Source organism: Chitinophaga eiseniae, assembly GCF_900167135.1.
GTDB classification, from domain to species: Bacteria; Bacteroidota; Bacteroidia; order Chitinophagales; family Chitinophagaceae; genus Chitinophaga; species Chitinophaga eiseniae.
Genome location: NZ_FUWZ01000003.1, coordinates 1111241 through 1136410, shown reverse-complemented (window position 1 = coordinate 1136410; position 25170 = coordinate 1111241). Strand labels below are relative to the sequence as shown.

Sequence of the window (25170 nt, the reverse complement as noted above, 5' to 3'; positions counted from 1 at the left end):
ACACAGTAAAATGATAGTTAGTATTTTCCGAACTTTTTTCAGGCGCCAAAAGTTTATCCGGCAAAAATAGGGGTTATTTAGGGATTTTTTGAGCTGACGGCCTCCACTTTGTAACCTTCTTTTCTTAACAGGGCAATCAATCCCTTGTCACCCGCCAGATGCGCGGCGCCTACGGCAACAAACACGGGGCCCTGTGCCATCAGCTGTTTGAGTTGCGGTACCCATGCGGCATTGCGGCGAAAAAGCATCAGGTCCTGGTAGTTTTTCAGATCAGGGGCCTGTATCACCATCTTATACAGTTTGTCGAGGTCCTGTTGTTTCCAGGTGTCCATCATCATACGGGTTTCTTTATCGTTGCGCTGTATGTCCTTTACCATCCGCACGATCATCGCTGCTTCCGCTTTATCGGGGATGCTGTCAAAGAGGGCCATCTGGGACTCCAGGGTTTCCAGCGTGGCAATGGGGATCTTCCTGTTAGTAGCCATGGTAGCCAGTTCCCTGTCTGGTGCGGCGATCTCTTTACTGGGGCAGGGCACCTGTTTCATCATCAGCAGGGTGGTGAGCATAAAGGGCTTGGCTTTATCGAGGGTGGCCAGGCCGAAGTGCATGGTGTCCTGGAAGAAGCGGTCTACCATCCGGTACTGGCCGGAATCAAACAATTGCCGCAGGGAATAGCCGTCGTCCTGATTGTATATCAGTGACTGCATCTTCTCCTTGTTTTCGTTCATGAGGTCTATTTCCATGCACATGGTTTTAGCGCTCTGCAGCGCGTTGGTCACGGCAGGGGAAAAAGAAAGCTCGTTTTTACAGACAAGGTGCATGGTGCCAAAAAGATAGGAGGGGGCGTTGAGGTCTTTACCGGTTACTTTCCATAACAGGGATTTGCCCTGCGCATGGCCGGAGAACTGCAGTAGCAGCAGGGATAACAGGAGGGTGGAGGTTTTCATAAGGCGTAACATCAGCTGGTAGTTTTTATTGTTAATAACCATATTCTTTCAGGAACTGGTAAAGGGTCAGTACATCCTGCTGGGTATGCAGTGCAGATATGATGGCCCTGTTTACCGGTTGGCTGTGGGGAAACGGGTAAGGGAAACTGGAAATAATAACATCCCGTTCGGCAAGATAGTTTAGCAACGGTTGTTTTTCGGCTGGCTGCGGCAGTATAAACACCGGTAACGCATGAGGGTTGTGGATGGCGGAATGGGCCGACAGGTGCAGGAAGTAAGCTACGTTCTGCTGCAGTGACATGCGTTGCTGCCGGACGAGGTCGTCAGACTGCAGCCAGGCGTAGGCGCCGGCGGGCATCATGGGCGTGCTGCCGGTAAAGAACCCGTTCTTTTTCAGTGCGGCAATATCTGCTGCATGACCTGCCACCATACCGCCTTCTATGCTGTAGGCCTTGGCCAGCGACGCGGTAAGGAGATAACGTACCTGGTCGGTGCCGGGCAACAGGTGAATGCTGCCCTGGCCGCGCGGGCCAAGCACGCCGATACCATGTGAATCGTCTGCCAGCACCAGCACTTTGCGCTGCAGCAGGCGGAGCCAGTCAAAAGCGTATACCTCCCCGGTAATAGGATTCAGGGTGTCTGTCACGATCACATAATGGTGGTCCGCCTGGCTGTTCACTCTTGCCACGGTATCCTGTTCCCATTGCGCCCTGCTGCCTGCCGGCAGCTGCGGGTTGCCCAGCCATAAAGCCGGATGGGCGCCAGGGGCATAACAGAGCTGGCCGCGGGTGGCAGCATAATGCACAGCTGCCTGCGCTGCCATATAGCCGGAAGAGAGCACTACGGCCGCCTGTTGCTCCAGGTGGGCACACAAGGCATGCTCCATCTCTTCAAAGAGGGGCAACCTCACATTACCGGCCCGGGAAGAAGGAAAGAGGGTGCCGTAACGGTGGATGCCCTCTGTAAAGGTGGCTTTAAAAGCGGGCAGCTGGTGTAAACCGAGATAGGAAAAGCCCGAGAAGAACAGGCAGCTGCGATTGTCGACAGTAACGGTCCTTCCCGGGGTAATATCGGTGTGTAGAAGCATAGGTGGCTATTCTTTTCGGGTACGCAGAATAAAATGGTAGTCGCCGGAGGTCACTTTCATATCAAAGTGGTCCTCGTCCAGCAGTTCCACGGTGACCAGGTTTTCGGTTGTACGGGAACCGTTGGAAGCGGTGACGGAGATCACCTTGCCGTTGCTGAGCAGAAAATATTTGCCCGAATCGGGTTTGCCGGCAATGGTGGCCACAAACACGTCGTTGTCCAGGAACTGGTAGTATACATCGCTGTAGTAGCCGTCTTTCAGGTCTTTGGCCTGGATGATCTGGGTATTGTTGTATGGATCACCTTTGGGCACTTTCACATCGTATACACGCCATTTCTTGTGTTTCAGCAGTTTGTCCGTTTTGCCGGTATTGCAGGCCAGCAAAGCGGCTGCGGGCAGGATAACGGTAAAGAGAGTACGTAGTTTCATAACTTATTTGTTCCCGAATTTTTCCCTGTTGAAAGCTGCTGACTGGCCTTTGGGAATAGAAAGGCTCTGCCAGTGGTCGCCAAGGATCATTTTACCGATATATACCATCTGTCCTACGTGGTAGGGCACATGGGTCATTTGCCGGTTGATGGCATCGAGTGCGGAATGAGCTTCTGCGCGGATATACACGGTTTTCTCCAGGTCGTCCGGCGTGAGGCTGCCGATCGCTTTCAGCAGGCAGTCCCACCCTTCGTGCCAGCGTTGCAGAATGGTTTCTTTGGAGGCCTGGTCTTCTTCAAATTCTTCATCCCGGTGCCGGTTGGGCTTCTCTCCGTCGGTCGTGAGGAAATCGGTCCAGCGGGACAGCATATTGCCATGAAGATGTTTAACGATCATAGCGATGCTGTTGGGTGCTCCCTGTGGCTGCCAGTGCAGTTGCGCTGTGTCCAGCCGTTCGATGGTTTTGGTGCCCATATCGTGATAGGAATGGAATCTTTGCAGGGCACTGTCGAGATAGCGTTGCATATTTTAATTTTTTAATTTTCGATTTTTCGATTTTTTGATTTTTTGATTTGGGGGATGGGGTGTGTGGGCGCCGGTTTTTCATACCCGAAAAAATCCCTGAATCCCTCCATCAAATAATCCGTAAATCAGTAACCCGATGCGCTGTCGTCGCCGCGTTTATCGCCTGCGGCGTCGAGAACGAAAGTGCCGGGTGTCCGTTTAATAATTTCGGAGCGGCCGATGGGGCCGCGTTTGATCACTTTATATCCCATCTGTTGCAGCGCGGTGATCACCGTTTCCGGGAAATCTTTTTCCACGGCGATTTCATCGGGCAGCCACTGGTGGTGGAATTTGGGTTTGTTGATGGCGTCGGCCGGGGAAAGGCCAAATTCCAGCGTGTTCATCAGCATCTGGAAAACGGACGTGATGATGGTAGCGCCACCGGGCGTACCAAGACTGTAAAGCGGCTGTTTTCCCTGCAGTACGATGGTCGGTGTCATGGAGCTGAGCATGCGTTTGCCAGGGGCGATGGCATTGGCTTCGGTGCCTACGAGGCCGTACATATTGGGTACGCCGGGTTTTACGCTGAAGTCGTCCATCTCATTGTTGAGCAGGAAACCGGCTTTGCCCACCACGGTGCGGCTGCCGTAATGGCCATTGAGCGTGGTGGTCACGGCTACTGCGTTGCCTTTATCGTCGATGATGCTCAGGTGCGTGGTTTCTTCACTTTCAGGGAAAGTGCCTGCTTTGGTGATTTCGCTGCTACCGGCTTTACCGGGCACAAAATCTGCCATGCGGTCGGTGAGGTATTTTTTACTGGTGAGCCGGGCCACCGGTACTTTCACAAAATCGGGATCGCCGAGGAACTGTGCCCGGTCAGCGTAGGCTCTCCGCTCTACTTCTACCATCAGCTGTACAGCTTTGGGAGAATGGAAGCCCCATTCCGACACCGGGTAATTTTCCATCATGCCCATCATCTGCTGCAGGCAGATGCCGCCGCTGGAGGGCAGCGGCATGGTCAGGATCGTATAGCCTTTATAGTTAAAAGACAAGGCTTTTCTTTCGCGTACTTTGTAGTTTTTCAGGTCGGCGAGGGTCATGATACCTTTGCCGCGCTGCATCTCCGCCACAATGTTGGCCGCTGTTTCCCCCTGGTAGAAGCCGGCGGCTCCTTTTTTTCGTATAAGCCTGAGGGTATGGGCGAGGTCTTTCTGTATCAGCGTGTCGCCTGCTTTCCAGGGCTGGTCTTTTACGAAAGCGGTAGGCGCAGTGTTGAGCCGCTGGAAGTCGGCCTTGTAAGCGTTGAGGTTGGACGCTTCGGAGGCGGTGATCACGAATCCTTTTTCAGCCAGCAGGATAGCGGGGTCAATCAGCCGGGAGAAGGGCAGTTTCGCATATTTCATGGAGGCGAACAGGCCCGCTACGGTGCCGGGGATACCGGCTGCCAGATGGCCGTCGAGGCTCAGCGTGGTGATGGGATTGCCGGCGCTGTCGAGGTACATATCACGACGGGCTTTGGCCGGCGCAGCCTCCCGGTAGTCCAGTGCTACCTGTTGACCGTTGGCCAGCCGGGCTACCATAAAACCGCCGCCGCCCAGGTTGCCGGCGCCGGGATATACTACGGCCAGCGCCAGCTGTGTGGCGATGGCTGCGTCCACGGCGTTGCCGCCATCCTGTAATATGAGCCTTCCGACAATGCTGGCCAGCGGATGGGCCGAAACCACCGCGCTGTGGGATACGGTGATGTTCTTTTCAATCTGGTAGTCGTAAGGCCATTGCTGTTGTGGTAGTGTCTGGGCGCTGGCAGTACAGATGCTGCCGGCCGCCAGGCCCCATATGATCAGGAGACGCATGATACTTCTGTTTGCGTGTAAATTAACAAAACAATCCCTATCTTACGGTATCAAACTATTTGTTGCTATGCGCCAACACTTACTTCTGGCACTACTACTGCTTGGCTTTACGACCGCCATGGCCCAGATCCCTACTCCTGACCAGTTTTTGGGCTACCCGCTGGGAAGCCAGTTCACCCCGCACTACCGCGTACTTGACTATTTCAGACAGGTGGCTGCTACCGCCAAAAATGTGAAAGTGGAGCAGTATGGCACCACCTATGAAGGTCGCCCGCTCATTACCGCGACGATTGCTTCTCCTGCCAATTTCAGCAGGCTGGACGACATCCGGCAGCGAAGCCTCGGCATGTCCATGGCCAAAGGCGGCCAGTCCGGCGATCAGCCCGTGATCGTATGGCTTAGCTATAACGTACATGGCAACGAGGCCGTTTCTACTGAAGCTGCCATGAAAACACTCTATGAACTGGTAAATAACGGTAATGCACAAACGCAGCAGTGGCTGCGGAACACCGTTGTCGTGATAGACCCCTGCCTCAACCCCGACGGGCGTGAACGTTATGTCAATTTCTATAATTCCGTACGCAGCCTGCAACCGGACGTGCACCGCTACTCCCGTGAACACAACGAACCATGGCCCGGCGGAAGGCCCAACCACTATTACTTCGATCTGAACCGTGACTGGGCATGGCAAACACAAAAGGAATCACAACAGCGGGTAACCCGCTATAACCAATGGATGCCGCAGCTGCATGTGGATTTCCACGAACAGGAAATCGAGGCGCCCTATTATTTTGCGCCGGCAGCGGAACCTTTCCACGACGCCATCACCCCCTGGCAACGGGAAGTCCAGGTGATGATCGGTAAAAACAACGCTAAATATTTCGACCAGGAGGGATGGCTCTATTTCACCAGGGAACGTTTCGACCTGTTCTATCCCAGCTATGGCGACACGTACCCCATGTATAACGGTGCTATCGGTATGACCTACGAACAGGGCGGCAGTGGCCGCGCCGGCGTAGCGGTGCTGAAAAGGGACGGTGATACCCTCACCCTGACAGACCGTATCGCACACCACTTTACTACCGGCTTGTCCACCATAGAAGTGGCCTCCCAACAGGCGGACCGCATCCTGAAAGAGTATGTGCAGTATTTTGAAACAGCGAAGAAAGATCCGCAGGGCGGATTTAAATCCTACGTGATCAAATCCGGCGGTAATCCCGAAAAACTAAATGCGCTGGCTGAACTGTTGCGCAAAAACAACATCGCTTTCGGCTACGGCGCCAACGCCGGCAACGCCAGCGGGTTTAACTACTTTACAGGCAAAACGGAAGCTTTCTCCGTCACCAAAGAAGACCTGGTGATCAACGCTTACCAGCCCCGCTCCAACATGTTGCGCGTGCTGTTTGAACCTACTTCCCGCCTCACCGATTCGGTGACGTACGATATAACCGCATGGGCGTTGCCTTATGTATACGGTCTTACTTCCTATGCCGTGAAACAGCCGCTGACGCCGTTCGCAGATACACCGGCGGCACCGGCCAATACCGCCCTGGCTGCACAGCATCCTTACGCTTACCTGGCGCAATGGAACAGCCTCCGGGACGTGAAGTTCCTTGCTGCACTGCTCAAACGCGGCATGAAAGTACGTTTTACGGAAGCGGCCTTCACGTCAGCAGGTAAAACATTTCCTGCAGGCACGCTGGTGATCACCCGTACCGGTAATAACAGCAACGGCGCTTCCTTCGATAGCTATGTGACATCGCAGGCAGACAAATACAAGATTACACTGGACGCAGTAACGACCGGTTTTGTGGAGAAAGGCACCGATTTCGGCTCTGATAAAATACGCTATATCAAAGCGCCGAAAGTGGTACTGCTGATGGGCGACGGTGTTTCTTCCCTCGGCGTGGGCGAAGTATGGCATTTCTTTGAACAGCAGCTGGGCTACCCGATAACGGTGGTGAATGAACGAAATATGGGTGGCGTGAATTGGGACCAGACAGATGTGCTGATCCTGCCGGACGGTGACTATAAAGTTTTTACAGAGAAAGCGGCGACCGACCGCCTGAAAGAGTGGGTGAGCAAGGGCGGTAAACTGATTGCGCTGGAAAGCGCCGCAGCACAGATCGCAGGGGCCAATTGGGGCATCATGGAGAAAAAAGAAAAAGAAGAAACAGCGACCGACAAAGATAAACTGACAGACGAGTCTCCCTACAATGCGCTGAAACCTTATGCCAACCGGGAACGGGAAAGCGTGCGGCAGTTCATCCCGGGCGCCATCTTTAAAGTACAGCTGGACACTACGCACCCGCTGGCCTTTGGTTATCCCGGCACTTACTACACACTGAAACAGGACAGCCGGTTGTACGAATTTATTGATAACAACGGCTGGAACGTTGGGGTGTTAAAGAAAGATAATTACCTCAGCGGCTTTGTGGGCGCTGATACCCGCAACCGCCTGAAAGACGGGCTGCTGTTCGGTGTAAAGGAAATAGGCAACGGATCTGTAGTGGTCCTCGCCGATAACCCACTGTTCAGAAGCTTCTGGGAAAATGGTAAACTGATGTTCAGTAACGCTGTGTTCCTCGTTGGACAGTAATCAGCGGTTCCTTTTAATATTACAGCCCAGCGTGCTGGAAGTACTGGTGGTAACGGCTTTGCCGGCCACCAGTTCTGTTATGGCATTTTGCAGATGGCGGGCTTTTACTGCAGCGGCATTCCCCGGGTTGTCATCGATAGCGCCTTTATAGACAAGACGATTCTTTTTGTCAAACAGGTAACACTCCGGCGTATGATTCGCGTCAAAGGCGTCCGCCAGTTCCGCATTTTTATCGAGAATATAATAACACTGAAAACTATGCTGCACGGCATAGGCTTTCATGGCCGAAAAGGAATCCCCGTCTGCACGATTGGCCTCATTGGAGTTGACCATCACCACACCGATATTGTTTTTATGCGCTAACGCACAGATGCTGTGCAGGCGGTCCTGGTTGCGCACCATATAGGGACATTGATTACCTCCGAAAACGACCAGCAGCCCGTTGCTGCCTTTGGCACCGTTCAGGGAAATTTCTTTTCCGGAAACGTCCATCCATTTCATGTCTGGTTTGGGTAGGGGAGCGCCGGGATCAAGCGGGGTTTCGCCAGCCGGACAGGCTGATGTCAACGCGAAGGCACAGGCAAGGTAGAGAGCGGACTTCATCATATCATGAGGATTTCGTGTCCAGTATAAATATAATCAATGCGACAGTTGTTTTCCTGACAGTAACAGGAATTCCTAAGAAAGATATGGTAAAAAAAAATAAAATAAAAATTTTCGGGAGATGTTTAGACGATAGGAGGAATGACGAAGAGAGCGTCTTGGCGTTTTTTCAGCCGGCTGTTCATGGTGGCTATGGTACGCTATGGTGGGGTCGGCAAAAGAGGGAAGGCCCGGCTACTGCCATCGGGCGTTGGTTCGGACGTTGGTCTAGCTGAGCAGCGGGCTGTTGGCGGCTTTTTCCTGTTCATGCGCATGCTCCTGCCGCGCATCGCTCAGCGCGCGTATGCTGGCATTGAGCTCAAAGCCTACCAGCAGGATGAACGAATTGAAGAACACCCACAGCATGAGGATCAGGATGGTGCCGATAGAGCCGTAGATTTTGTTATAGTTGCCGAAGTTATTCACAAACCAGGAAAAGCCGATAGTGACCAGTATCATGAAAACGGTGCTCACGGTAGCGCCGGCGGTAATGAATTTCCACTTTTTGGTGGTGGCGGCCCCGATTCGGTACAACACGGAATTAACGGAGTAGAACAGCAGCACGATGAACACCCAGCGGGCCACATCGATGAGACTGAGCAGCCGTGCGTTATGCACACCGGTGAGATTGAACAGCCAGCGGAGCGTGGCGCCCTGAAGGATGATCAGGGCTACTGTTACCAGCAGCAGCACGACCAGTATCAGGGTTAACTGTAAGGCGATCAGGCGGTTTTGCCACCATTTGCGTTTACGGAAGCCGGCGCCTTCTATCTTACTGAAGGAGCGCAGGATGCCCATTACACCGTTGGAGGAGTAAAAGAAACCCATCAGGAAAGCGACGGACAACAGGCCGTTGCGATGGGTGTACAGGAAATCATGGATCATTTCCCGTACGATCATATAGGTGTTGTAGTTAGGTGTCAGGTCTTGTGCGAGGTCATAGAGCGTAGGCTCTATATTTTTTACCGGCACATAGGGAACGAGGGTGAAGAGGAAGATAAAAAAGGGCGGAATGGCCAGCAGGAAGTTGAACGAAATGGCCCGGGCCCTGTCTCCAAGCCCTCTCGCTTTGGTTTCCTGCCCGAAATATTTTAGTACATCATACAGCGGTAATCCTTCAAAACCAGGGAGGATAAGGGTTTTGCTCCTCTCAACCAGCCAACGGTAAGGATGGGAACGGAAGATGATGTTTTCGGGTTTAAAAACCAAAGCGATGTTATTATTTAATTATTTGGGTATCAATATCCTCTTTTGTTTAGTTCAGCCTGATATTTTCTGGCGTTCACCAGGTGTTCCGCGTAGGTGGCTGCAAAAGCATGGTAGCCTGAAAAGTCAGACCTCGCGCAAAAGTACAAATAATCTGTTTCCGGTGTGTTCAGTACGGCGTCTAATGTTTTTTTAGACGGTGTACAGATGGGGCCCGGCGGGAGGCCCTCATAACGGTAAGTGTTATACGGGGAGTCGAACTGGGTATGTCCTTCCCGTATTCTCTTCAGGCCAAAGTCCTGCAGCGCGAATTTAACCGTAGGGTCGGCCTGCAGGCGCATGCCTTTACGGAAGCGGTTCAGGTATACGCTGGAGATAATTGGTTTTTCGTCCAGTTTGTTGCTTTCTTCTTCCACGATAGACGCCAGTACCGTTACCTGTACCGGGGTGAGGTTCAGCGCTTTGGCTTTCTCCCGGCGTTCGCTGGTCCAGAATTCTTCCCTTTCTTTTTCCAGTTTTTTGAAAACGGTTTCTGCATTGGTATTCCAGTAGAACTCGTACGTATTGGGCACGATGGCGCACATGGCGGTATTGCTGTCGAGACTGAACTGGCGCAGGTATACCTGGTCAGACAGCAGGGCGCGGAGCGCGTTGGAATCGGCTTCCAGGTTGTTACTGACTTTTTTGATCAGGTCCTGTTTGGTGCGCAGCTTATTGATCACCAGCACCACCGGCGTTTGTTTACCGGAGCGGAGCATTTTCGCAATATCGAAGTTGCTCATGCCGTGGGCTATTTTGTACCGGCCGGCTTTTACGCGGGACGGATAGTCCAGCTCTTTGGCCACCCAGTTGAAACTGTTGCGGTTGCGGATGATGCCCTGGTCTTCCAGTCCGTCGAGCACATCATCATAGGTGCTGCCGGTGCGGACATAAAAGTATTTGGAATCACCGAAAGCTTTGGTATTGGGGCCGAACACCCGGTAGGAGAAATATACGAGGGCACCTGCGGCGAGGCAGCCGGCAATCACGAGGCTGCGTTTAAGCCATACGTTGGTAGGTTTTCGTTTCTTAGCCATTCGTAGCGGGTAGTGATTAAAAAAACCTCGCTTTTAACGGCGAGGTTTATGAAATATTATTCGGAAAAGATGATTATTTGCCCGGAGTAGAAGGTGCCGGTTGCTGCGGTGCCGGCTGTTGCGGCTGAGTACCTGGCAGTTGTGCAGGTGCAGGAGCCGGAGCTGGTGTACCACCGCCAGCTCTTTCGATGGCAGTAGGTGCGGTATTGGATACTTTACCGGCTTTGCTGATAAAGAACGGCGCTGTCAGGCAGAGTACAGCAATGATAGTCGCCAGGATCCAGGTACCTTTTTCCAAAACGTCAGTAGTCTGACGCACCCCGATCACCTGATTGCCAATACCGCCAAAAGAACCGGACAGGCCGCCTCCTTTAGGGTTCTGGATCAGCACGAAAAAGCCCAACAACACACAGGCTAATATGATCAGGATACCAAAAATGATTAACATAAATATTAATGTTTGCTTTTATCTATTAAAGATTTTAGTTCTTGTATCTTCTGCGCAAAATAAGCGTTTTTGTCGGGATTAAGCAAACTTAATTTTTGATATATCCTGATCGCTTGTTGGTACTGGTGTTGGCGTACCCAGATTTCTGCCAGTGTCTCAGATACGATGTCGTTGTTGAATGTGATGGATTCCATCGCCATTTTTTCCACGGTTTCGGATACTTCCGGTTCCTCGTCTTCTTCGTAAATGCGGTGCAGCTGCTGGTGGTACCAGTCTTTGCTGGTCCTGCCGGAAAAATTGTCCTTGATCTGCCGCAGCCACGAGGTGAAGCTCTTCATTTCCGCTTCGCCCTGGGCGCTGAGTTCGTCTGCGTCTTCCGGATTTTTCAGCCTTTTATACGCAAAGTAGTCATCGGTATACAGTGGCTGGAAAGTGAGGACGGTTTCTTCTGTTATTTCTTCTCCTGATCTGATTTCCAATGGGAATATTTTAATCGGCCGTTCGTCTTTGGTATCTGTTGCCTGTTCTGTAGCTTTCGTGGCGGAAGGATGAGGCGTGTGGTTGCCTTCTGGTGCTGTCAGCATGTCAGCCGGTTCCGGAATATCGGATAATACCGCTTCCTGGTGGGCTGCTTCGACGTCCGCTGGTACTGTTTCCGGTTCAGCTGTTTCCTCCGCTTTCGCACCGTTTATGGCAGTAGCCAGCGGTGTTGCTGTATTTACTGCTGCGGGTGTTTCTTCGGCAACTTCCGTGGCAGCAAGCGTTTCCGCTTCCATTGCTATGGTTGCTGCTCCGTTGTCAGTCCCGGCTTCAGCCACTCCGGTCAATTGTTCGGCTGTTGCTGCTACAGGGCTCCCGGCCCGTCCTTCAGGCGCTGTTGTCTCCGCGGCTGCCACAACCGGTATTTCGGTCAGTCCTTCAGGCACTGTTGTCTCCGCGGCTGCCACAACTGGTATTTCGGTCAGTCCTTCGGGGGTGTTTTCCGCCGTTGCGGTTACTTTCCCGTGAACTTCCGCCGGCGCGGGTACCGGTGTTTCCATCACGGCTGTTTCGGGGGCCACAGACAGTCCGTCGGGGAGGGCATCGACCGGTATGGCCGGCGGCACGCGGTCCTCCACGGTTTCCAGTACCGGTTCATGGGTCACGATATGATAAAAATGGTGTGGTTGACCGCTGTACAACATCGCCTTTTTGATGGCGGGATCATGAAGGTCGCCATGCTGGTGATATACTTTTCTGGCCAGCAGGAGCCGGGCGGCAGAAAAATAGGGATATTCCGCTACCAGTTGTTCCATGGCGGCCACATCTACCTGGTGAAGGCTTGCCTGCAAAAAGACGTGTGCGATGATGGTGTTTGCGATCATAGTCCTAATGTAGTAAATTTTATTATTGGGTTATTTGATCATTTGGTTATTGAGTTGTTACAGACTAATAACCAAATGAAAAAATAACGAAATAATCCAATGTTATTACCAGTTAGCGAAGGCTCTGTTGAAAATATCGTCCACGATACCGGGGATGATGTTGTTTTCCAGCAGGTTGTTCTCCACGGTGGAAGGCAGCTGGTTGGCGGAGAAGTCGGCTGAGCGGGTAAAGGACTGGGTAAAGCCTTTTTTGTCGCCTACCCGTTTGATGAAGGTGATATTGATGGTCACGTTCAGACGGGAGGTGGCGGCCTGGTCTACGTTGGTAACGGCGGCGTTGGAGAAGGAATAACCGGTAATGGCGCCCCGGAATTCGTAGTCGGCGCGGGGCTCGTTATCGCCCACCTGTATCAGCCTGGTCTGGGAAGTGACCTTATCACGCAGCTTCTGGGTGATTTTCTGGCTGAGGGTAGGGTTGGTGATCGGCGCCCTGTTCTCGATAAAGCGGATGTTCACCGTTTTGGCGTCATTGTCAATACTGGCGCCGGTGGTGGAATAATGTACACTGCAACCGCCCAGAAGCGCTATCATGGCAAGGGCGATGAATGTTCGGATGGTAGTGGTCATGCTGCTGAAAATTCGTTTATTCGGCAATGTTGTATTCTTTCAGTTTGCGGTAAAGTGTTCTTTCGGAAATGCCCAGGTCCAGGGCGGCGTCTTTGCGTTTGCCTTTGTGTTTCTTCAGCGCTTTCACGATCAGCTCTTTCTCTTTGTCGGCAATGGAAAGGGTTTCTTCCACTTCCTCGTGATGATCGATCTTATTGTCGGCGATGATGATGGGCTGGTTGTTGCTGATGCCGGAAGATGGTACCGCGGGCATGTCATTGCCGGCGGGGTAGCTGTGCAACACATGGTTATCCGGATGATGATATTCCGCGGCAGGGGCCATGTTGGGATTCTGCAGGATATCGAAGAACATTTTTTTAACCTCTGTCACGTCTTTTTTCATGTCGAAGAAAAGTTTGTAGAGGATGTCCCTTTCGCTGGCAAAATCGCCGCCGCTGCCAGGCTGGTGCTGTGGGGCGGCCAGCATCGGAAGGCGGTTGACTTCCGGTATTTCCGGGAGGAACCTTTTCAGGTCGTTGGCGGTGACCAGTTTATCGGACGACAGCACGGAGATCTGTTCGGCGATATTTTTCAGTTCACGCACGTTACCGCGCCAGGGGTAGTTGACCAGCACCTGACGGGCTTCTTCATCCAGCTGGATAGAAGGTGTTTTGTATTTCTCGGAGAAATCGACAGAGAATTTACGGAAGAGCAGCGGGATATCCTCTTTGCGGTCGCGCAGGGCGGGCACACGGATAGGCACGGTGTTGAGCCGGTAGTAGAGGTCTTCCCGGAACTTACCATGCTGTGTACGTTCCAGCAGATCGCGGTTGGTGGCGGCGATCACGCGTACATCTGTCTTCTGTACTTTGGAAGAGCCTACGCGGATATATTCGCCGGTTTCCAGTACACGGAGCAGGCGTGCCTGTGTGCCCAGGGGCATTTCCCCGATTTCGTCAAGGAAGATGGTGCCGCCGTTCACGGTTTCAAAATAACCTTTGCGGCTGTCTACCGCTCCGGTGAAGGAACCTTTTTCGTGGCCGAACAATTCGGAGTCGATAGTGCCTTCCGGGATGGCGCCGCAGTTGACGGCGATGAATGGATTATGCTTGCGGGCGCTGAGCGCGTGGATGATCTGGGAAAATACTTCTTTACCCACGCCGCTCTCTCCGTTGATCAGCACGGTGAGGTCAGTATTGGCCACCTGTGCGGCCACCTGCAGGGCGTAGTTCAATGCGGGACTGTTTCCGATAATGCCAAACCTGTTTTTGATAGCCTGTATGTCCATAAGTGGTAACCCGATTGTTTAATGGTCCAAAAATGAGCAGGCAGCAGCGGGTAGGCTACTGTACTGCCTTTCCTATAAGTGTACCGGATGTACAGCTATCCACCTTCACCATAACGTAGTCCCCTTTTTTGAAGTTTTCGCGGGGGAAAACGATCACCTTGTTCTGGTCATTACGGCCGAACAGATGTTCTTCGGAACGTTTGGAAGTGCCTTCTACCAGCACTTTGAAGGTTTTGCCGACATCGTCTTTCATGTTTTTTTCTGACTGCTGGCGGTGCAGTTCCACCACTTCAGCAAGCCTTCTTTTTTTGACATCTTCCGGGATATCGTCCTGGTAACGGCGTTGTGCCAGTGTACCGGGGCGTTCGGAGTAGAAGTACATATAGGCCAGGTCATAAGCGGCAAACCGCATGATGTCCATGGTTTCCTGGTGTTCTTCTTCTGTTTCGCTGCAGAAGCCACAGATGATGTCTGTGGAAAGACCGCAGTCGGGAAGGATTTCCCGGATACGCTCTACCTTCTTCATATACCATTCCCGGGTATATGTACGGTTCATCAGCTGCAATATCCTGTTGTTGCCACTTTGTACCGGCAGGTGGATGTAGTTGCAGATGTTTTCGTATTTCGCTATGGTAAACAGTACTTCGTCGGTGATGTCTTTAGGATGGGAGGTGCTGAAACGCACCCGCAGCAACGGGTTGATCAGCGCCACTTTCTCCAGCAGCTGCGCAAAAGTGACGGTTTCGCTGCCGTCGTCGCTGGTCCAGTAGTAGGAGTCTACGTTCTGGCCCAGCAGCGTTACTTCGCGGTAACCGTTTTCAAACAGTTCCGCAGCTTCCCTGACGATAGAGTGCGCATCGCGGCTGCGTTCGCGGCCACGGGTGAAAGGCACCACACAGAAAGTGCACATATTGTTGCAACCCCGCATGATGGACACAAAGGAGGTAACCCCGTTGTTGTCCAGCCTCACAGGGCTGATATCACCATAGGTCTCTTCGCGGCTCAATAATACGTTCACGGATTTCTGGCCTGTTTCCGCTTCTGCGATCAGCGAGGGGAGGGCACGGTAGGCATCAGGGCCTACGACCATGTCTACCAGCTTCTCTTCTTCCAGCAGCCTGGTTTTAAGCCGCTCTGCCATACAGCCCAGCACCCCGATGAGCAATCCGGGCGTGGATTTTTTGATGCGACGGAATTCCGTCAGGCGCTTACGGACTGTCTGTTCCGCTTTTTCCCGGATCGAGCAGGTGTTGAGCAGGATCAGGCTGGCCTCTTCCACGTTGCGGGTAGCGCCAAATCCCTCTTTATTCAGAATGGAGGCAACGATTTCACTGTCGTTGAAATTCATCGCACAACCATAGCTTTCTATATAAAATTTCTTACTATATGTTTGGCTGTCAGTCGCTACAGGAGCAAAAGCTTCCCCCTGACGGCTCTCATCATGCACTTTAGTAACCTGGTCCAGCATTCCTAACAAAAATTTTGGAGAGCAAAAATAAGGATTAAAAACGGAAAAAATGACAATATGTCATCACGCAAAGTGGCAAAGGATCGTATAGGTTTGTAAAAGAACGCAAAGGATTATGCACGATGTTAAAGGATTACGTAGGATATTAAAGGACTGCGTACGATATTGATCGGCCCGGAATAATATTTATAATATGTAATAAGAGCGAAAACAATAGTTTATGTTCTATTGTCTTCGCTCTTATCAAGTTCTTTGTCTTGGCGCTCTTAGCTCTCTTACACTGCTTTGCGGACGATCTTCGCCTTCAGCCAGCTGTCCTTCAGCGGTATCAGCCATTTGGTGTCCAGATCGGCTTTGGTCAGTACGGTATTATTGAGATAGAGGGTATTCTCGTCGATAAACCCTTGTTCCATGGCGTAACCCAGCTGGGCCATTGGTAGCAGTTGCACCTTGTCCTTCACAATAAAACCCAGCAGCAGCCGGTCAAACATATTCACATTGTATTGTTTTTCAATGCTTTTGATGACCCGCACAGAGCTATCGGTGCTGCAGCCGCTGACAGTCGTGTCTGTTTCGTCCGCTATCAAAATGATCACCTGACCGAGGACCACGCGGCCCCAGCCTTTTACAGGCGCGCCATGGGCGTTCCACTGTTCGGTGAATTGTAACAGCTGTTCATCGATTTCTTTGATCTCCTGCTCATTGAATGGTCTGTTGCTCTGATATATCCAAACCCTCGAAGCCGGAGAAAACCCGGTAGGGAGATTGATTGCTTGTGTATCCATGATGCAAATTTAAGACAAATGATTATTCCATATTCATGGCAATCAGTTCAGCGATATCCAGCACCTTCACAGTGTCTTCTTTGCCGGTTTCTTTTACGCCGTCAGTCAGCATCGTCATACAGAAAGGGCAGTTGGCGGCGATGACGGAGGCGCCCGTATCTACGGCTTCCTGGCCCCGTTCGAAGTTGATGCGGGTAGTGCCTTTTTCTTCTTCCTTGAACATCTGGGCGCCACCGGCGCCACAGCAGAGTCCTTTGCTGCGGCAGCGTTTCATTTCCACCAGTTCGGCGTCGAGCGTTTCGAGCACTTTGCGGGGCGCTTCGTAAATATTATTGCCTCTGCCGAGGTAGCAGGAATCGTGATAGGTGATTTTTTTGCCTTTGAAGACGCCGCCTTCCTTCATTTTGATTTTCCCTTCGTCGATCAGCGACTGGAGGAAGGTGGTATGATGTATCACTTCATAATTACCGCCGAGCGCAGGGTATTCATTTTTCAGGATATTGAAGCAGTGAGGGCATGCGGTGACGATTTTTTTTACCCCGTACATGTTGAGCAACTGTATATTGTTCTGCGCCATCATCTGGAAAATAAATTCATTGCCTGCCCTTCTGGCCGGATCACCGGTACAGCTTTCTTCTTTGCCCAGGATGGCAAACTGAACGCCTGTTTTTTCGAGGATGGTGGCAAAAGCTTTGGTGATCTTCTGCGCCCGCTGGTCGAAGCTGCCGGCGCAACCTACCCAAAACAGTATTTCCGGTGTTTCCCCGTTGGCGGCGTATGTAGCCATTGTCTTTATCTGCATAGCTCTTCGCTTTTAGCTTTTCGTTATTGATTCATTTCTTCGGCCCATTTGTCGCGGTCGTCCATGCTGAACTTCCAGGGGGCCATGTTGTTTTCGATATTGCTGAACATGCCGGTCCATTCGGCGGGGGCGCTGGATTCTTCCATCACGAGGTGACGGCGCAGCTGCACGATAATGTCGAGCGGACTGATACTTACCGGGCACTCCTGTACGCACGCGTTGCAGGTGGTGCAGGCGCGCAGTTCTTCTTCTGTGATATGGTCCCGCAGCAGGGTTTTGCCATCGTCCCTGAACTCGCCGTTTTCATTGATGTTGCGGCCTACCGTTTCGGCGCGGTCGCGGGTGTCCATCATAATTTTACGGGGAGAAAGCGCTTTGCCGGTGATATTGGCAGGGCAGGCGGCGCTGCAGCGGCCGCATTCGGTGCAACTGTAAGCGTCCAGCAGGTTTTTCCAGCTGAGGTCAAACACGTCTTTGGCGCCGAACTTGGGCATGCCCTCCGGGGCGGGCTCGTTGGCAGCCAGCTCCGGTTGCAGCATCAGCTGCACCTCCCGTTGTACGGCAGGCATGTTTTCCATTTCGCCCATCGGCTCCAGGCGGGCATAGTAGGCATTCGGAAAGGCCAGTATGATATGAAGGTGTTTGGAATAAGGCAGGTAATTCAGGAATGCCAGGATACCCAGTATGTGCAGCCACCAGCAGGTACGCTCGATAGCGATCAGCGTGCCGTCCGGCGTGTTATTGAATATAGAAGCCAGGCTGCCGCTGACGAGGAAATTACCGGTAGCGATGTAGTGTTCACTGCCACGCAGCTGCATTTGCTGATCGGCGGTATTCATCGTCAGGAACAGGAGCATCAGCACAATCTCGGTAATAAGGATGTAATTGGCATCGGAACGTGGCCATCCGTTGAGGTCCCTGCTCATAAACCGGCGGATCTTCAGGATGTTCCTGCGCACCAGGAAAATGGCACAGCCCAGCGTTACCAGTACGGCCAGCACTTCAAAAGCGCTGATCAGTATGGGATACAGTCCGCCTAACACGGGAACGAATAAACGATGGGTGCCCACTATCCCGTCCAGGATGATCTCGAGGATCTCCAGGTTGATGATAATAAAACCTGCATACACGAAGAAGTGTAGTACAGCCACCAGCGGGTTGCGGAACATTTTTTTCTGGCCGAAAGCCAGCAGCAGAACGTTTTTCCAGCGTAGGTCAGGGTGGTCATTGAGGTCTTCATCGCGCCCCAGCAGGATATTCCGCCTGATCTGGCGCACTTTCGTGGAAAATAGGTATACTGCCGTCCCGAAGGCAATAATAAACAGTAACTCTTGTACAATTCGCATTATCTTAGATTTGACTCCCTAATTTATGTCTTTTTTGGTTCCCGGCTTTTGAAGGGGAAATTTTTATTAAAAGCATCTTCCTATAATTGATCTTCTTACATTTGCGCCTATGGAAAGCAGGAACATTATTCTTACACAGGATATCATCCAGAAAAAGATTGAGCGGATCGCTTATGAGATCTATGAACTGAACAGCGACGGTACAGACATCATCCTTGCCGGTATCTGGGACAGAGGCATGGTCGTGGCCCGTAAAATAGCGGCTGTACTGGAACAGATCTCTCCGTTGAAAACAAGCATTATTTCCCTGCACCTGGACAAACAACATCCGGATGAAGTAAAAGTTTCTGAAGACATTGACTTTAATGATAAGGTAGTCGTTGTGGTAGACGACGTGGCCAACTCCGGCCGTACCATGCTTTATGCGCTGAAGCCCCTACTGGCTTATCTTCCGAAGAAAATACAGACAGCTGTGCTGGTAGACCGCCGGCACAAATCTTTCCCGCTGTCGGTCGACTTTGTAGGCTATTCTCTGGCCACCACCTTGCAGGACATGGTATTGGTGGAAATGCAGGGAGAAGATATTATCGCTGCTTATTTTGAATAAGCTTTTCCGTTAAAAATAAACAGGATGCAGTTTCACGCCGCCTTGTGAATTGATTTCAAGGGCAGGAGCGGGAAACTTCATCATATTCAGTACCTGGAACAATACCCTGACGCCTTTTTTACGGGTACGGATCCTGGTGAAATCAACATCCGGCGACAGGTAGAACTGTCGTATCCGGCGCACCTGGTTGTAGTCGTGGTGCTGCCCATGTGCGTCCGTCCAGGTATTATCACGCCCTCCATACATCCCTTCTGCACCGTATCCCACGGCCATATTCAGCCAGCGGGGCAGCCATGTGGAGTTTTTATGAAAAGAATACAGGTTGACAGAAACCCAGTACGTTTGTGCATTATAATCTTTCAGCGTTCTTTCCCAGAATGTGTGGCCAAAAAGCTGGTCCGCTTTCTCCCGCACTGGTCCTTCGGGATAACTTTTAGGATGGGAAGAGAACTTAAGCTGTATCCGTTGCTCGTCCCAGGCCAATTCCTGGCTGATCAGCAGAGCGGAGCCGATGGCATTGGCGCCCATATCGCTCCACGAAAAGCCCCATTTATAAGAGAACCCGTCCAGTACTTCTATCACCGACTGGTAAGCGAAGCCGCTGAGGCCCCCGATCCAGATCTGTTGCTTACGCGGAAGACCGGACCATCGCCACATTTCACGGCTGTATTTACCTTCAAGGTAAGCGGCAAAAATATGTCCGGCTTTGTCCATCTGGTTCCATTCGCGTGCGTCGTTAAAGAAGTGGAAAGAAGAGCGGGAATAACCTTTGTACCAGGCGCTGCTGAGCACTGTCAGGCTGCTGCCGTAAACAACGGCGGTGGTGCCGGAGAGCATCCATACTCTTTCTTTGACGGTCGTATCGGGTAAGGAGAAAAAGGGGGGCTTTTGTTGGGCCGGTGCAGTCAGGGAATTCAACAGGACCAGGAAGATTCCCGCCAGGAGGCCTCCCCCGTGGGAGAGGGAGGTTAACCGGGCAGTATTCTCTTTCAATGTTGTGATAGGAAGATGTTTTATTATTTCAACTGCATGTCGTTGATGATACCTTCGATTTTTTTGTCAAGATCGGCGGTAACGGCATCATAGCTGGCGGCACTGTCCAGCGGCGCGTTTACGCTGAAATAGAACTTGATCTTAGGTTCGGTACCGGATGGGCGGGCAGAGATCTTGCTGCCATCGGCCAGTACAAACTGCAGCACATTGGATTTGGGCAGGTCCAGCGGTTTGATTTCGCCGGATTGGATGTCTTTTACCTGTTGCAGCTGATAATCGTACAGCGTCACCACCGGAGAGCCGTTGATGGTGGCCGGCGGGTTCTCACGATAGCCCCGCATCATCTCGGCAATTTCATCGGCGCCTTTCATTCCTTTTTTAGTGATGGAGATCAGGTGTTCTTTATAGTAACCATACTGTTGATAGACGTTCACCAGCAGTTCAAACAAGGACTTGCCCTGGCTGCGGGCATAAGCTGCCATTTCGCAGATCATGGCCACAGAAGAGATGGCGTCCTTGTCGCGGATATTGTTGCCGATCATATAACCATATGATTCTTCCCCGCCGCAGATAAAGGTTTCCTGTGGCTCTTTACGGCGGATCAGGTCAGCGATCCATTTGAAGCCGGTGAGGGTATTATAGCAGTTGATATCGTTTTTGGCAGCGAATACATCGATCAGGTCGGAGGTCACCACGGTTTTGGCGATATAGTCGTTCGGTTGCTGCAATCCTTTCCTGCGGCGGCCTTCCACGATATAGTTGAACAGCAGTACGCCGGTCTGGTTACCATTCAGCAATACCCACTGGCCTTTGAGGTCTTTTACGGCAATGCCTACACGGTCTGCGTCCGGGTCAGTGCCCAGCAGGATGTCCGCATCCAGTTCTTTGGCCTTCTTCAGGCCCAGGTTCATGGCTTCAGACTCTTCGGGGTTGGGATACACCACCGTGGGGAAATTACCGTTCGGTGTCGCCTGTTCTTCCACCACGTTAACGTTGGTGAAACCGAAGCGCTGCAGTATTTCCGGTACCATGGTGATGCCGGTGCCGTGGATAGGCGTATACACGATCTTCAGGTCGTGCTGTTGTTTGTTGATTTCCGGGTTGATGGACAGGCCCTGTAACTCTTTCAGGTAAGCTTCGTCCACTTCCTTGCCGATGAGGGTGATGTTGGCTTCGCCGCCGCTCCATTTCACGTCGTCGGGGGAGAGGATGCTCTCCACTTCCCGGATCACGTTCTTGTCGTGCGGGGGCACCAGCTGGGCGCCGTCGTTCCAGTAAGCTTTATAGCCGTTGTATTCTTTCGGGTTATGGGAGGCGGTGAGCACCACGCCACCCTGGCACTGCAGGTGACGGATGGTAAAAGAAAGCTCCGGCGTAGGGCGGAGGCTTTCGAACAGAAAGACTTTAATGCCGTTGGCCGCAAACACATTGGCAACGGTTTCGGCAAAAAAGCGGGAATTGTTGCGGCTGTCATGCGCGATGGCCACTTTTACCTCGCCTTCAAAGGTCTTTTTAAGATAGTTGGCAAAGCCCTGAGTGGCCATGCCGACGGTATATTTATTCATGCGGTTGGTACCTACGCCCATAATTCCTCTCAGTCCACCGGTACCAAACTCGAGATTACGATAAAAAGCATCATTAAGGTCATCGGGGTTGCCTTCCTGCATCTTTTTCAGTGTGGCAATGGTTTCGGCGTCATAGTTACCGTTGAGCCACTGCGATACTTTGTTTTGAATATTTATATCCATAATCGTATTGTTTTTCGGGCCTTTATAGCCCGGCCAGGTTGTAAAGTAAAAATAAAAAAATGAATGTGGGAAATTCCGCCCGGGCAAATTCATTGAAAATCGTAGGTAATGGTTAATTTTGCACTATGAGGCGGTATGAAGATACTTATAAACAAAAAGGATTACGCAAACAGCTGGTTGATGGTATCCGTCAGAAAGGTATTACCGATGAAAACGTACTGGCGGCCATCGGCAATATTCCCCGGCATTTTTTTCTTGATACGGCTTTCGAGAGCATAGCATACGATGACAGGGCCTTTCCTATCGGGGAGGGACAAACGATTTCCCAGCCTTATACGGTAGCCTACCAGACGCAGTTGCTGGAACCCCGGCCTTTTGAAAAGATACTGGAAATCGGTACCGGCAGCGGCTACCAGGCCTGTGTGCTGGCGGAGCTGAAACTGAACGTTTTTACCATTGAACGCCAGAAACGCCTGTTCGACCAGGTAAAAGCCTTTCCTTTTAAAAGCAAATATCCCAACCTGCGCCTGTTTTATGGCGACGGCTACGAAGGCCTGCCTTCCTATGCGCCGTTTGACAAGGTCCTGGTGACAGCGGCGGCGCCACATATTCCCGAAAAGCTGGTCCAGCAGTTAAAAATCGGGGGTAAAATGGTCATCCCGGTGGGGGGCCAGGAAGTACAGCGGATGCTGCGCATCACTAAAATCAGTGATACGGAAACGGAACAGGAGCTGTTTGACAACTTCTCCTTTGTGCCCATGCTGGCGGGTAAAAAATAAAAAGTATGCTATAATAATACAAAGGGCCCCTGTTGATCATCAACAGGGGCTCTTTTATAATCTTCCCCGCTCTTTGGGCTTCTCCTCTTCTTCCTGTGGCTTCTCTTCCTCTTCCTGCTGTTGTTGTTTCTTCTTTTTAAAGAGATTAGGGTCCATCTTGCCAAAACGATAGCGTATGTTGATACGGATAAAGCGGGTGGCGCGTTTGCGCTCATAATCCTGGATAAACACCGGTGTTTCGTAATGAGAGCTGAACTGCTGTGTGTTCAGCAGATCGGAGATATTAAGCGCTACCACCAGCGCCCTGTTCTTCAGCACTTCCTTGCGGATGCCGAAATCAATACCATTCATCGCCCGGAAAGTGCCCTGCGGTTGTATCCGCGGTGACCGGTAATGGCCGCTCAGCTCAATGCTGATACGGGAAGGCAGTCTGAACTGTGTGTTAGCGTTCAGCCCGTAGCTGAAATTCTCATTGTTCAGCGTTACGCTGGTGAGCCGGTTGTACTCCATGTTCAGGTTGGCATTGATTTTCCACCATTTATAGATATTAAGGCTGTAAGACACGTTGCCGCCAATGTTCTGCTGGGTGGCCAGGTTCATGGGTCTGGTGGTGGTCACGCCGGAGATGGTGTCCAGCGTACTGATACGGTCAATGTTGTCATTGGTTTGCGCATAGTAGGTGCTGGTGCTGAAATAGTTATTGGACTTGGGATAATAGACGGAATAACTGGCTTCAAGCTTATGCGACAGCGCCGGTTGCAGCTCCGGGTTGCCGGTGCGGATGTTCTGCGGGTCGGAGTTATTGATATATGGCAGCAACTGGTCGAAATTAGGCCGGTCAATACGGGTGGAATAATTGAACACCAGGCTCTGGTTCTGGTTTTTAGGCAGATTATATTTCAGGAACACGCTGGGGAAGAGGTTGAAGAACCGGTTGTCCACCGTGGTGTCGCGGGTAAAAGAGTAGCCTTTCAGGTACGATTGTTCAGCCCTTACCCCCACCTGGTAGCCCAGGTTGCCGATAGCATTGGCGAAGTTGAGATAACCGGCATGGATATCTTCTTCGTAGTCGTATTGGTTGGACAGCTGGTTGCTCTTGCGAAAATCTTTCAGTTCCCAGTCGTACAACATGGCCGTATAGTCGTTGCTGATATGCCGCAGGGTACTTTTTACGCCTGCTTCCAGTTTCCCTTTTTTGCCAAGAGGCATGGTGTAGTCTGACTGGAGGTTCCAGAAGCGGTTCCCTTTTTTGCCGGTATTCTCCTGCCAGTTGGGGTTGGGGAGGGAATCCTGGCCGGGCTTCTGGTATTGTGTGCGGTAGTCGCTGTTGCTTCCGGAGCGGTTGCCGCTGTAGCTCACATACGCGGTCAGTTCCTGGTTCTGTTTTTTGAACGTACGTTTGTAATGCAGGCTGGTATTGTTGTTATAGCCGTTATTGCGACTGGTATTATGCCGTTCGCCGCTGCGGAGCGTTTGTTTTTGCTCATCGAGGTAATGGAGGAGGATGTTATCCTCGTTCCTGCTGAAGTTATGATTGATGCCTTCCGCGATGGTGATGGTGTTATGGTCGTCGAGGAAGTAGTCGAAGCCAAAGCGGCCGCCGTTGTTGCCATTGCGGTTGTTGTTGCGGCTGTCCTGCGAGAAGAAGGTGGTATGGCTGCTGTCGGGCACTAGGTTTTGGCGATTGCTGTAGCCGCTGCCACCGATGGATTCGTAACGTGCGTTGTAATTGCCGAAGAAGTTGAAGCGGCGCATACGCAGGCTGGCGTTGGCGCTGCCGTTGACCTGCCCGCGGGTGGCGGCGCCTGCGTTGAACATTACATTGTACCCGATGGCCTTATCTTTTTTCAGGACGATATTGATGATACCGCCGCCGCCCTGTGCTTCAAATTTGGCGGAAGGGTTGTTGATCACTTCTATGCGGTCGATACTTTCGGCAGGGATCATCTGCAGGGCTGTCTTCGCATCCCCGAATGGCGATGGTTTGCCATCCACGTAGATGGTCACGCTTTTGCCGCGCAGGGTCACGTTATCATCGATGTCTACATCTACGCTGGGAATATTTTTCAGGATATCTGTGCCGGTGCCGCCTTCGGCGTTGATCATGCTGCCGGCATCGAACACCTGCCGGTCTATCTGCATGGAGAAGGCCGGTTTTTCTGCTTTGATCTCTACGGCGTTCAGCACTTTACCAGCTGTTTGCAGGCGCAGGGTACCGGCGAAAGCGGGTTTGCCGGGCGCCACCTTCACTGCTTTTTCCAGTTTCTCATAACCCATAAAGGTAACACGCAGTACGTAAATACCGGGAACAACGCTGTTGAAAGTGAAAGTGCCGGCGGGAGTAGTATACATACCGGTCACCACGGAAGAATCGGCCTGGCGGAGCAATACCACGGAGGCATACTCTACCGGTTTGCCGGTCACGGCATTTGCCACTTTACCGGTCATTTTCACCGGCGTAGCTGCCGGCGTTTGTGCGTAGAGGTTAGGCACAACAGCAACAAACAGCAGGGCTGCCCCTGCAAGTAATCTTAGCATCCGTAATGTTCGCATCCTTTATTCTGGCTGATCTATGGCTATAAAAATAATTGCC

22 protein-coding genes are annotated in these 25170 nt (G+C 51.8%); 3 read left to right on the top strand and 19 right to left on the bottom strand.

Annotated elements, in window-relative coordinates; all coding sequences use genetic code 11:
- Positions 1 to 77: 77 nt before the first annotated feature.
- From B5D63_RS23765 to ggt, 5 genes are all read right to left on the bottom strand, one after another.
- The gene (locus B5D63_RS23765) at positions 78 to 959 is read right to left on the bottom strand and encodes a TraB/GumN family protein (protein WP_159456133.1); all 882 of its coding nucleotides are present in this window, start codon (positions 957 to 959) and stop codon (positions 78 to 80) included.
- Between the two features lie 19 nt (positions 960 to 978).
- The gene (locus B5D63_RS23760) at positions 979 to 2034 is read right to left on the bottom strand and encodes an aminotransferase class I/II-fold pyridoxal phosphate-dependent enzyme (RefSeq protein WP_078671318.1); all 1056 of its coding nucleotides are present in this window, start codon (positions 2032 to 2034) and stop codon (positions 979 to 981) included.
- 6 nt (positions 2035 to 2040) lie between these two features.
- On the bottom strand, positions 2041 to 2463 hold the full coding sequence (locus B5D63_RS23755) for a hypothetical protein (RefSeq protein ID WP_078671317.1): 423 nt from the start codon (positions 2461 to 2463) through the stop codon (positions 2041 to 2043).
- 3 nt (positions 2464 to 2466) lie between these two features.
- Positions 2467 to 2988, bottom strand: coding sequence for a DUF1572 family protein (locus tag B5D63_RS23750; protein WP_078671316.1), 522 nt, complete (start codon positions 2986 to 2988; stop codon positions 2467 to 2469).
- 125 nt (positions 2989 to 3113) lie between these two features.
- The gene (gene ggt / locus B5D63_RS23745) at positions 3114 to 4820 is read right to left on the bottom strand and encodes a gamma-glutamyltransferase (RefSeq protein WP_078671315.1); all 1707 of its coding nucleotides are present in this window, start codon (positions 4818 to 4820) and stop codon (positions 3114 to 3116) included.
- 67 nt (positions 4821 to 4887) lie between these two features.
- On the opposite strand from ggt, the gene B5D63_RS23740 reads away from it, so the two are divergent.
- Positions 4888 to 7419 (top strand): M14 family metallopeptidase, encoded by a 2532-nt coding sequence (locus B5D63_RS23740; protein ID WP_078671314.1) that lies wholly within the window; start codon positions 4888 to 4890, stop codon positions 7417 to 7419.
- Here the strand turns inward: B5D63_RS23740 and B5D63_RS23735 are convergent, their stop codons facing one another.
- The 11 genes from B5D63_RS23735 to B5D63_RS23680 all read right to left on the bottom strand — a co-directional run bounded on the left by B5D63_RS23735 (position 7420) and on the right by B5D63_RS23680 (position 18450).
- Positions 7420 to 8025: a redoxin family protein gene (locus B5D63_RS23735; protein WP_235021616.1), complete on the bottom strand. Its 606-nt coding sequence runs from the start codon at positions 8023 to 8025 to the stop codon at positions 7420 to 7422.
- A gap of 264 nt (positions 8026 to 8289) precedes the next feature.
- Positions 8290 to 9270, bottom strand: coding sequence for a YihY/virulence factor BrkB family protein (locus tag B5D63_RS23725; protein ID WP_159456132.1), 981 nt, complete (start codon positions 9268 to 9270; stop codon positions 8290 to 8292).
- 29 nt (positions 9271 to 9299) lie between these two features.
- Positions 9300 to 10343 (bottom strand): endolytic transglycosylase MltG, encoded by a 1044-nt coding sequence (gene mltG / locus B5D63_RS23720; protein WP_078671311.1) that lies wholly within the window; start codon positions 10341 to 10343, stop codon positions 9300 to 9302.
- A 73-nt stretch (positions 10344 to 10416) separates the two neighbouring features.
- Positions 10417 to 10791, bottom strand: coding sequence for a preprotein translocase subunit SecG (gene secG, locus B5D63_RS23715; RefSeq protein WP_078671310.1), 375 nt, complete (start codon positions 10789 to 10791; stop codon positions 10417 to 10419).
- A gap of 5 nt (positions 10792 to 10796) precedes the next feature.
- Positions 10797 to 12155 carry a hypothetical protein gene (locus B5D63_RS23710; protein ID WP_078671309.1) on the bottom strand — a complete coding sequence of 453 codons (1359 nt, stop codon included), beginning with the start codon at positions 12153 to 12155 and terminating at the stop codon, positions 10797 to 10799.
- Between the two features lie 105 nt (positions 12156 to 12260).
- Positions 12261 to 12782 carry an LPS assembly lipoprotein LptE gene (gene lptE, locus B5D63_RS23705; RefSeq protein ID WP_078671308.1) on the bottom strand — a complete coding sequence of 174 codons (522 nt, stop codon included), beginning with the start codon at positions 12780 to 12782 and terminating at the stop codon, positions 12261 to 12263.
- Between the two features lie 16 nt (positions 12783 to 12798).
- Positions 12799 to 14049, bottom strand: coding sequence for a sigma-54 interaction domain-containing protein (locus B5D63_RS23700; RefSeq protein WP_078671307.1), 1251 nt, complete (start codon positions 14047 to 14049; stop codon positions 12799 to 12801).
- 55 nt (positions 14050 to 14104) lie between these two features.
- A complete protein-coding gene (gene miaB / locus B5D63_RS23695) occupies positions 14105 to 15517 on the bottom strand; it encodes a tRNA (N6-isopentenyl adenosine(37)-C2)-methylthiotransferase MiaB (RefSeq protein ID WP_078671306.1) in 1413 nt (470 codons plus the stop codon).
- Between the two features lie 275 nt (positions 15518 to 15792).
- Entirely contained in the window at positions 15793 to 16302 is a 510-nt protein-coding gene (locus B5D63_RS23690; protein ID WP_078671305.1) for a hypothetical protein, read from the bottom strand.
- A gap of 22 nt (positions 16303 to 16324) precedes the next feature.
- Positions 16325 to 17104 (bottom strand): (Fe-S)-binding protein, encoded by a 780-nt coding sequence (locus B5D63_RS23685; protein ID WP_078671304.1) that lies wholly within the window; start codon positions 17102 to 17104, stop codon positions 16325 to 16327.
- Positions 17105 to 17127: 23 nt separating this feature from the next.
- Positions 17128 to 18450 carry a 4Fe-4S dicluster domain-containing protein gene (locus B5D63_RS23680; RefSeq protein ID WP_078671303.1) on the bottom strand — a complete coding sequence of 441 codons (1323 nt, stop codon included), beginning with the start codon at positions 18448 to 18450 and terminating at the stop codon, positions 17128 to 17130.
- Between the two features lie 109 nt (positions 18451 to 18559).
- Between B5D63_RS23680 and B5D63_RS23675 the strand changes: the two genes are divergently transcribed.
- Positions 18560 to 19057: a phosphoribosyltransferase family protein gene (locus tag B5D63_RS23675; protein ID WP_078671302.1), complete on the top strand. Its 498-nt coding sequence runs from the start codon at positions 18560 to 18562 to the stop codon at positions 19055 to 19057.
- A 9-nt stretch (positions 19058 to 19066) separates the two neighbouring features.
- Here the strand turns inward: B5D63_RS23675 and B5D63_RS23670 are convergent, their stop codons facing one another.
- Together B5D63_RS23670 and B5D63_RS23665 are read right to left on the bottom strand one after the other, a co-directional pair.
- On the bottom strand, positions 19067 to 20050 hold the full coding sequence (locus B5D63_RS23670) for a DUF2279 domain-containing protein (RefSeq protein WP_078671301.1): 984 nt from the start codon (positions 20048 to 20050) through the stop codon (positions 19067 to 19069).
- A 23-nt stretch (positions 20051 to 20073) separates the two neighbouring features.
- Positions 20074 to 21798: a phospho-sugar mutase gene (locus B5D63_RS23665; protein WP_078671373.1), complete on the bottom strand. Its 1725-nt coding sequence runs from the start codon at positions 21796 to 21798 to the stop codon at positions 20074 to 20076.
- Between the two features lie 125 nt (positions 21799 to 21923).
- Here B5D63_RS23665 and B5D63_RS23660 point away from each other — a divergent pair, with 125 nt between their 5' ends.
- The gene (locus B5D63_RS23660; RefSeq protein WP_078671300.1) at positions 21924 to 22577 is read left to right on the top strand and encodes a protein-L-isoaspartate(D-aspartate) O-methyltransferase; all 654 of its coding nucleotides are present in this window, start codon (positions 21924 to 21926) and stop codon (positions 22575 to 22577) included.
- A gap of 54 nt (positions 22578 to 22631) precedes the next feature.
- Here B5D63_RS23660 and B5D63_RS23655 read toward each other — a convergent pair whose 3' ends face one another.
- Positions 22632 to 25115: a TonB-dependent receptor gene (locus tag B5D63_RS23655; RefSeq protein WP_159456131.1), complete on the bottom strand. Its 2484-nt coding sequence runs from the start codon at positions 25113 to 25115 to the stop codon at positions 22632 to 22634.
- Positions 25116 to 25170 lie beyond the last annotated feature (55 nt).

Bases quoted from the DNA above. Each gene is read 5' to 3' on its own strand.
- lptE (WP_078671308.1), bottom strand. From the start codon at position 12,782: ATGACCACTACCATCCGAACATTCATCGCCCTTGCCATGATAGCGCTT.
- miaB (WP_078671306.1), bottom strand. From the start codon at position 15,517: ATGCTGGACCAGGTTACTAAAGTGCATGATGAGAGCCGTCAGGGGGAA.
- B5D63_RS23680 (WP_078671303.1), bottom strand. From the start codon at position 18,450: ATGCGAATTGTACAAGAGTTACTGTTTATTATTGCCTTCGGGACGGCA.
- B5D63_RS23710 (WP_078671309.1), bottom strand. From the start codon at position 12,155: ATGATCGCAAACACCATCATCGCACACGTCTTTTTGCAGGCAAGCCTT.
- B5D63_RS23740 (WP_078671314.1), top strand. From the start codon at position 4,888: ATGCGCCAACACTTACTTCTGGCACTACTACTGCTTGGCTTTACGACC.
- B5D63_RS23660 (WP_078671300.1), top strand. From the start codon at position 21,924: ATGAGGCGGTATGAAGATACTTATAAACAAAAAGGATTACGCAAACAG.
- B5D63_RS23665 (WP_078671373.1), bottom strand. From the start codon at position 21,798: ATGGATATAAATATTCAAAACAAAGTATCGCAGTGGCTCAACGGTAAC.
- ggt (WP_078671315.1), bottom strand. From the start codon at position 4,820: ATGCGTCTCCTGATCATATGGGGCCTGGCGGCCGGCAGCATCTGTACT.
- B5D63_RS23750 (WP_078671316.1), bottom strand. From the start codon at position 2,988: ATGCAACGCTATCTCGACAGTGCCCTGCAAAGATTCCATTCCTATCAC.
- B5D63_RS23765 (WP_159456133.1), bottom strand. From the start codon at position 959: ATGTTACGCCTTATGAAAACCTCCACCCTCCTGTTATCCCTGCTGCTA.
- B5D63_RS23755 (WP_078671317.1), bottom strand. From the start codon at position 2,463: ATGAAACTACGTACTCTCTTTACCGTTATCCTGCCCGCAGCCGCTTTG.
- B5D63_RS23675 (WP_078671302.1), top strand. From the start codon at position 18,560: ATGGAAAGCAGGAACATTATTCTTACACAGGATATCATCCAGAAAAAG.
- B5D63_RS23685 (WP_078671304.1), bottom strand. From the start codon at position 17,104: ATGCAGATAAAGACAATGGCTACATACGCCGCCAACGGGGAAACACCG.
- B5D63_RS23700 (WP_078671307.1), bottom strand. From the start codon at position 14,049: ATGGACATACAGGCTATCAAAAACAGGTTTGGCATTATCGGAAACAGT.
- B5D63_RS23690 (WP_078671305.1), bottom strand. From the start codon at position 16,302: ATGGATACACAAGCAATCAATCTCCCTACCGGGTTTTCTCCGGCTTCG.
- mltG (WP_078671311.1), bottom strand. From the start codon at position 10,343: ATGGCTAAGAAACGAAAACCTACCAACGTATGGCTTAAACGCAGCCTC.
- secG (WP_078671310.1), bottom strand. From the start codon at position 10,791: ATGTTAATCATTTTTGGTATCCTGATCATATTAGCCTGTGTGTTGTTG.
- B5D63_RS23760 (WP_078671318.1), bottom strand. From the start codon at position 2,034: ATGCTTCTACACACCGATATTACCCCGGGAAGGACCGTTACTGTCGAC.
- B5D63_RS23655 (WP_159456131.1), bottom strand. From the start codon at position 25,115: ATGCTAAGATTACTTGCAGGGGCAGCCCTGCTGTTTGTTGCTGTTGTG.
- B5D63_RS23735 (WP_235021616.1), bottom strand. From the start codon at position 8,025: ATGATGAAGTCCGCTCTCTACCTTGCCTGTGCCTTCGCGTTGACATCA.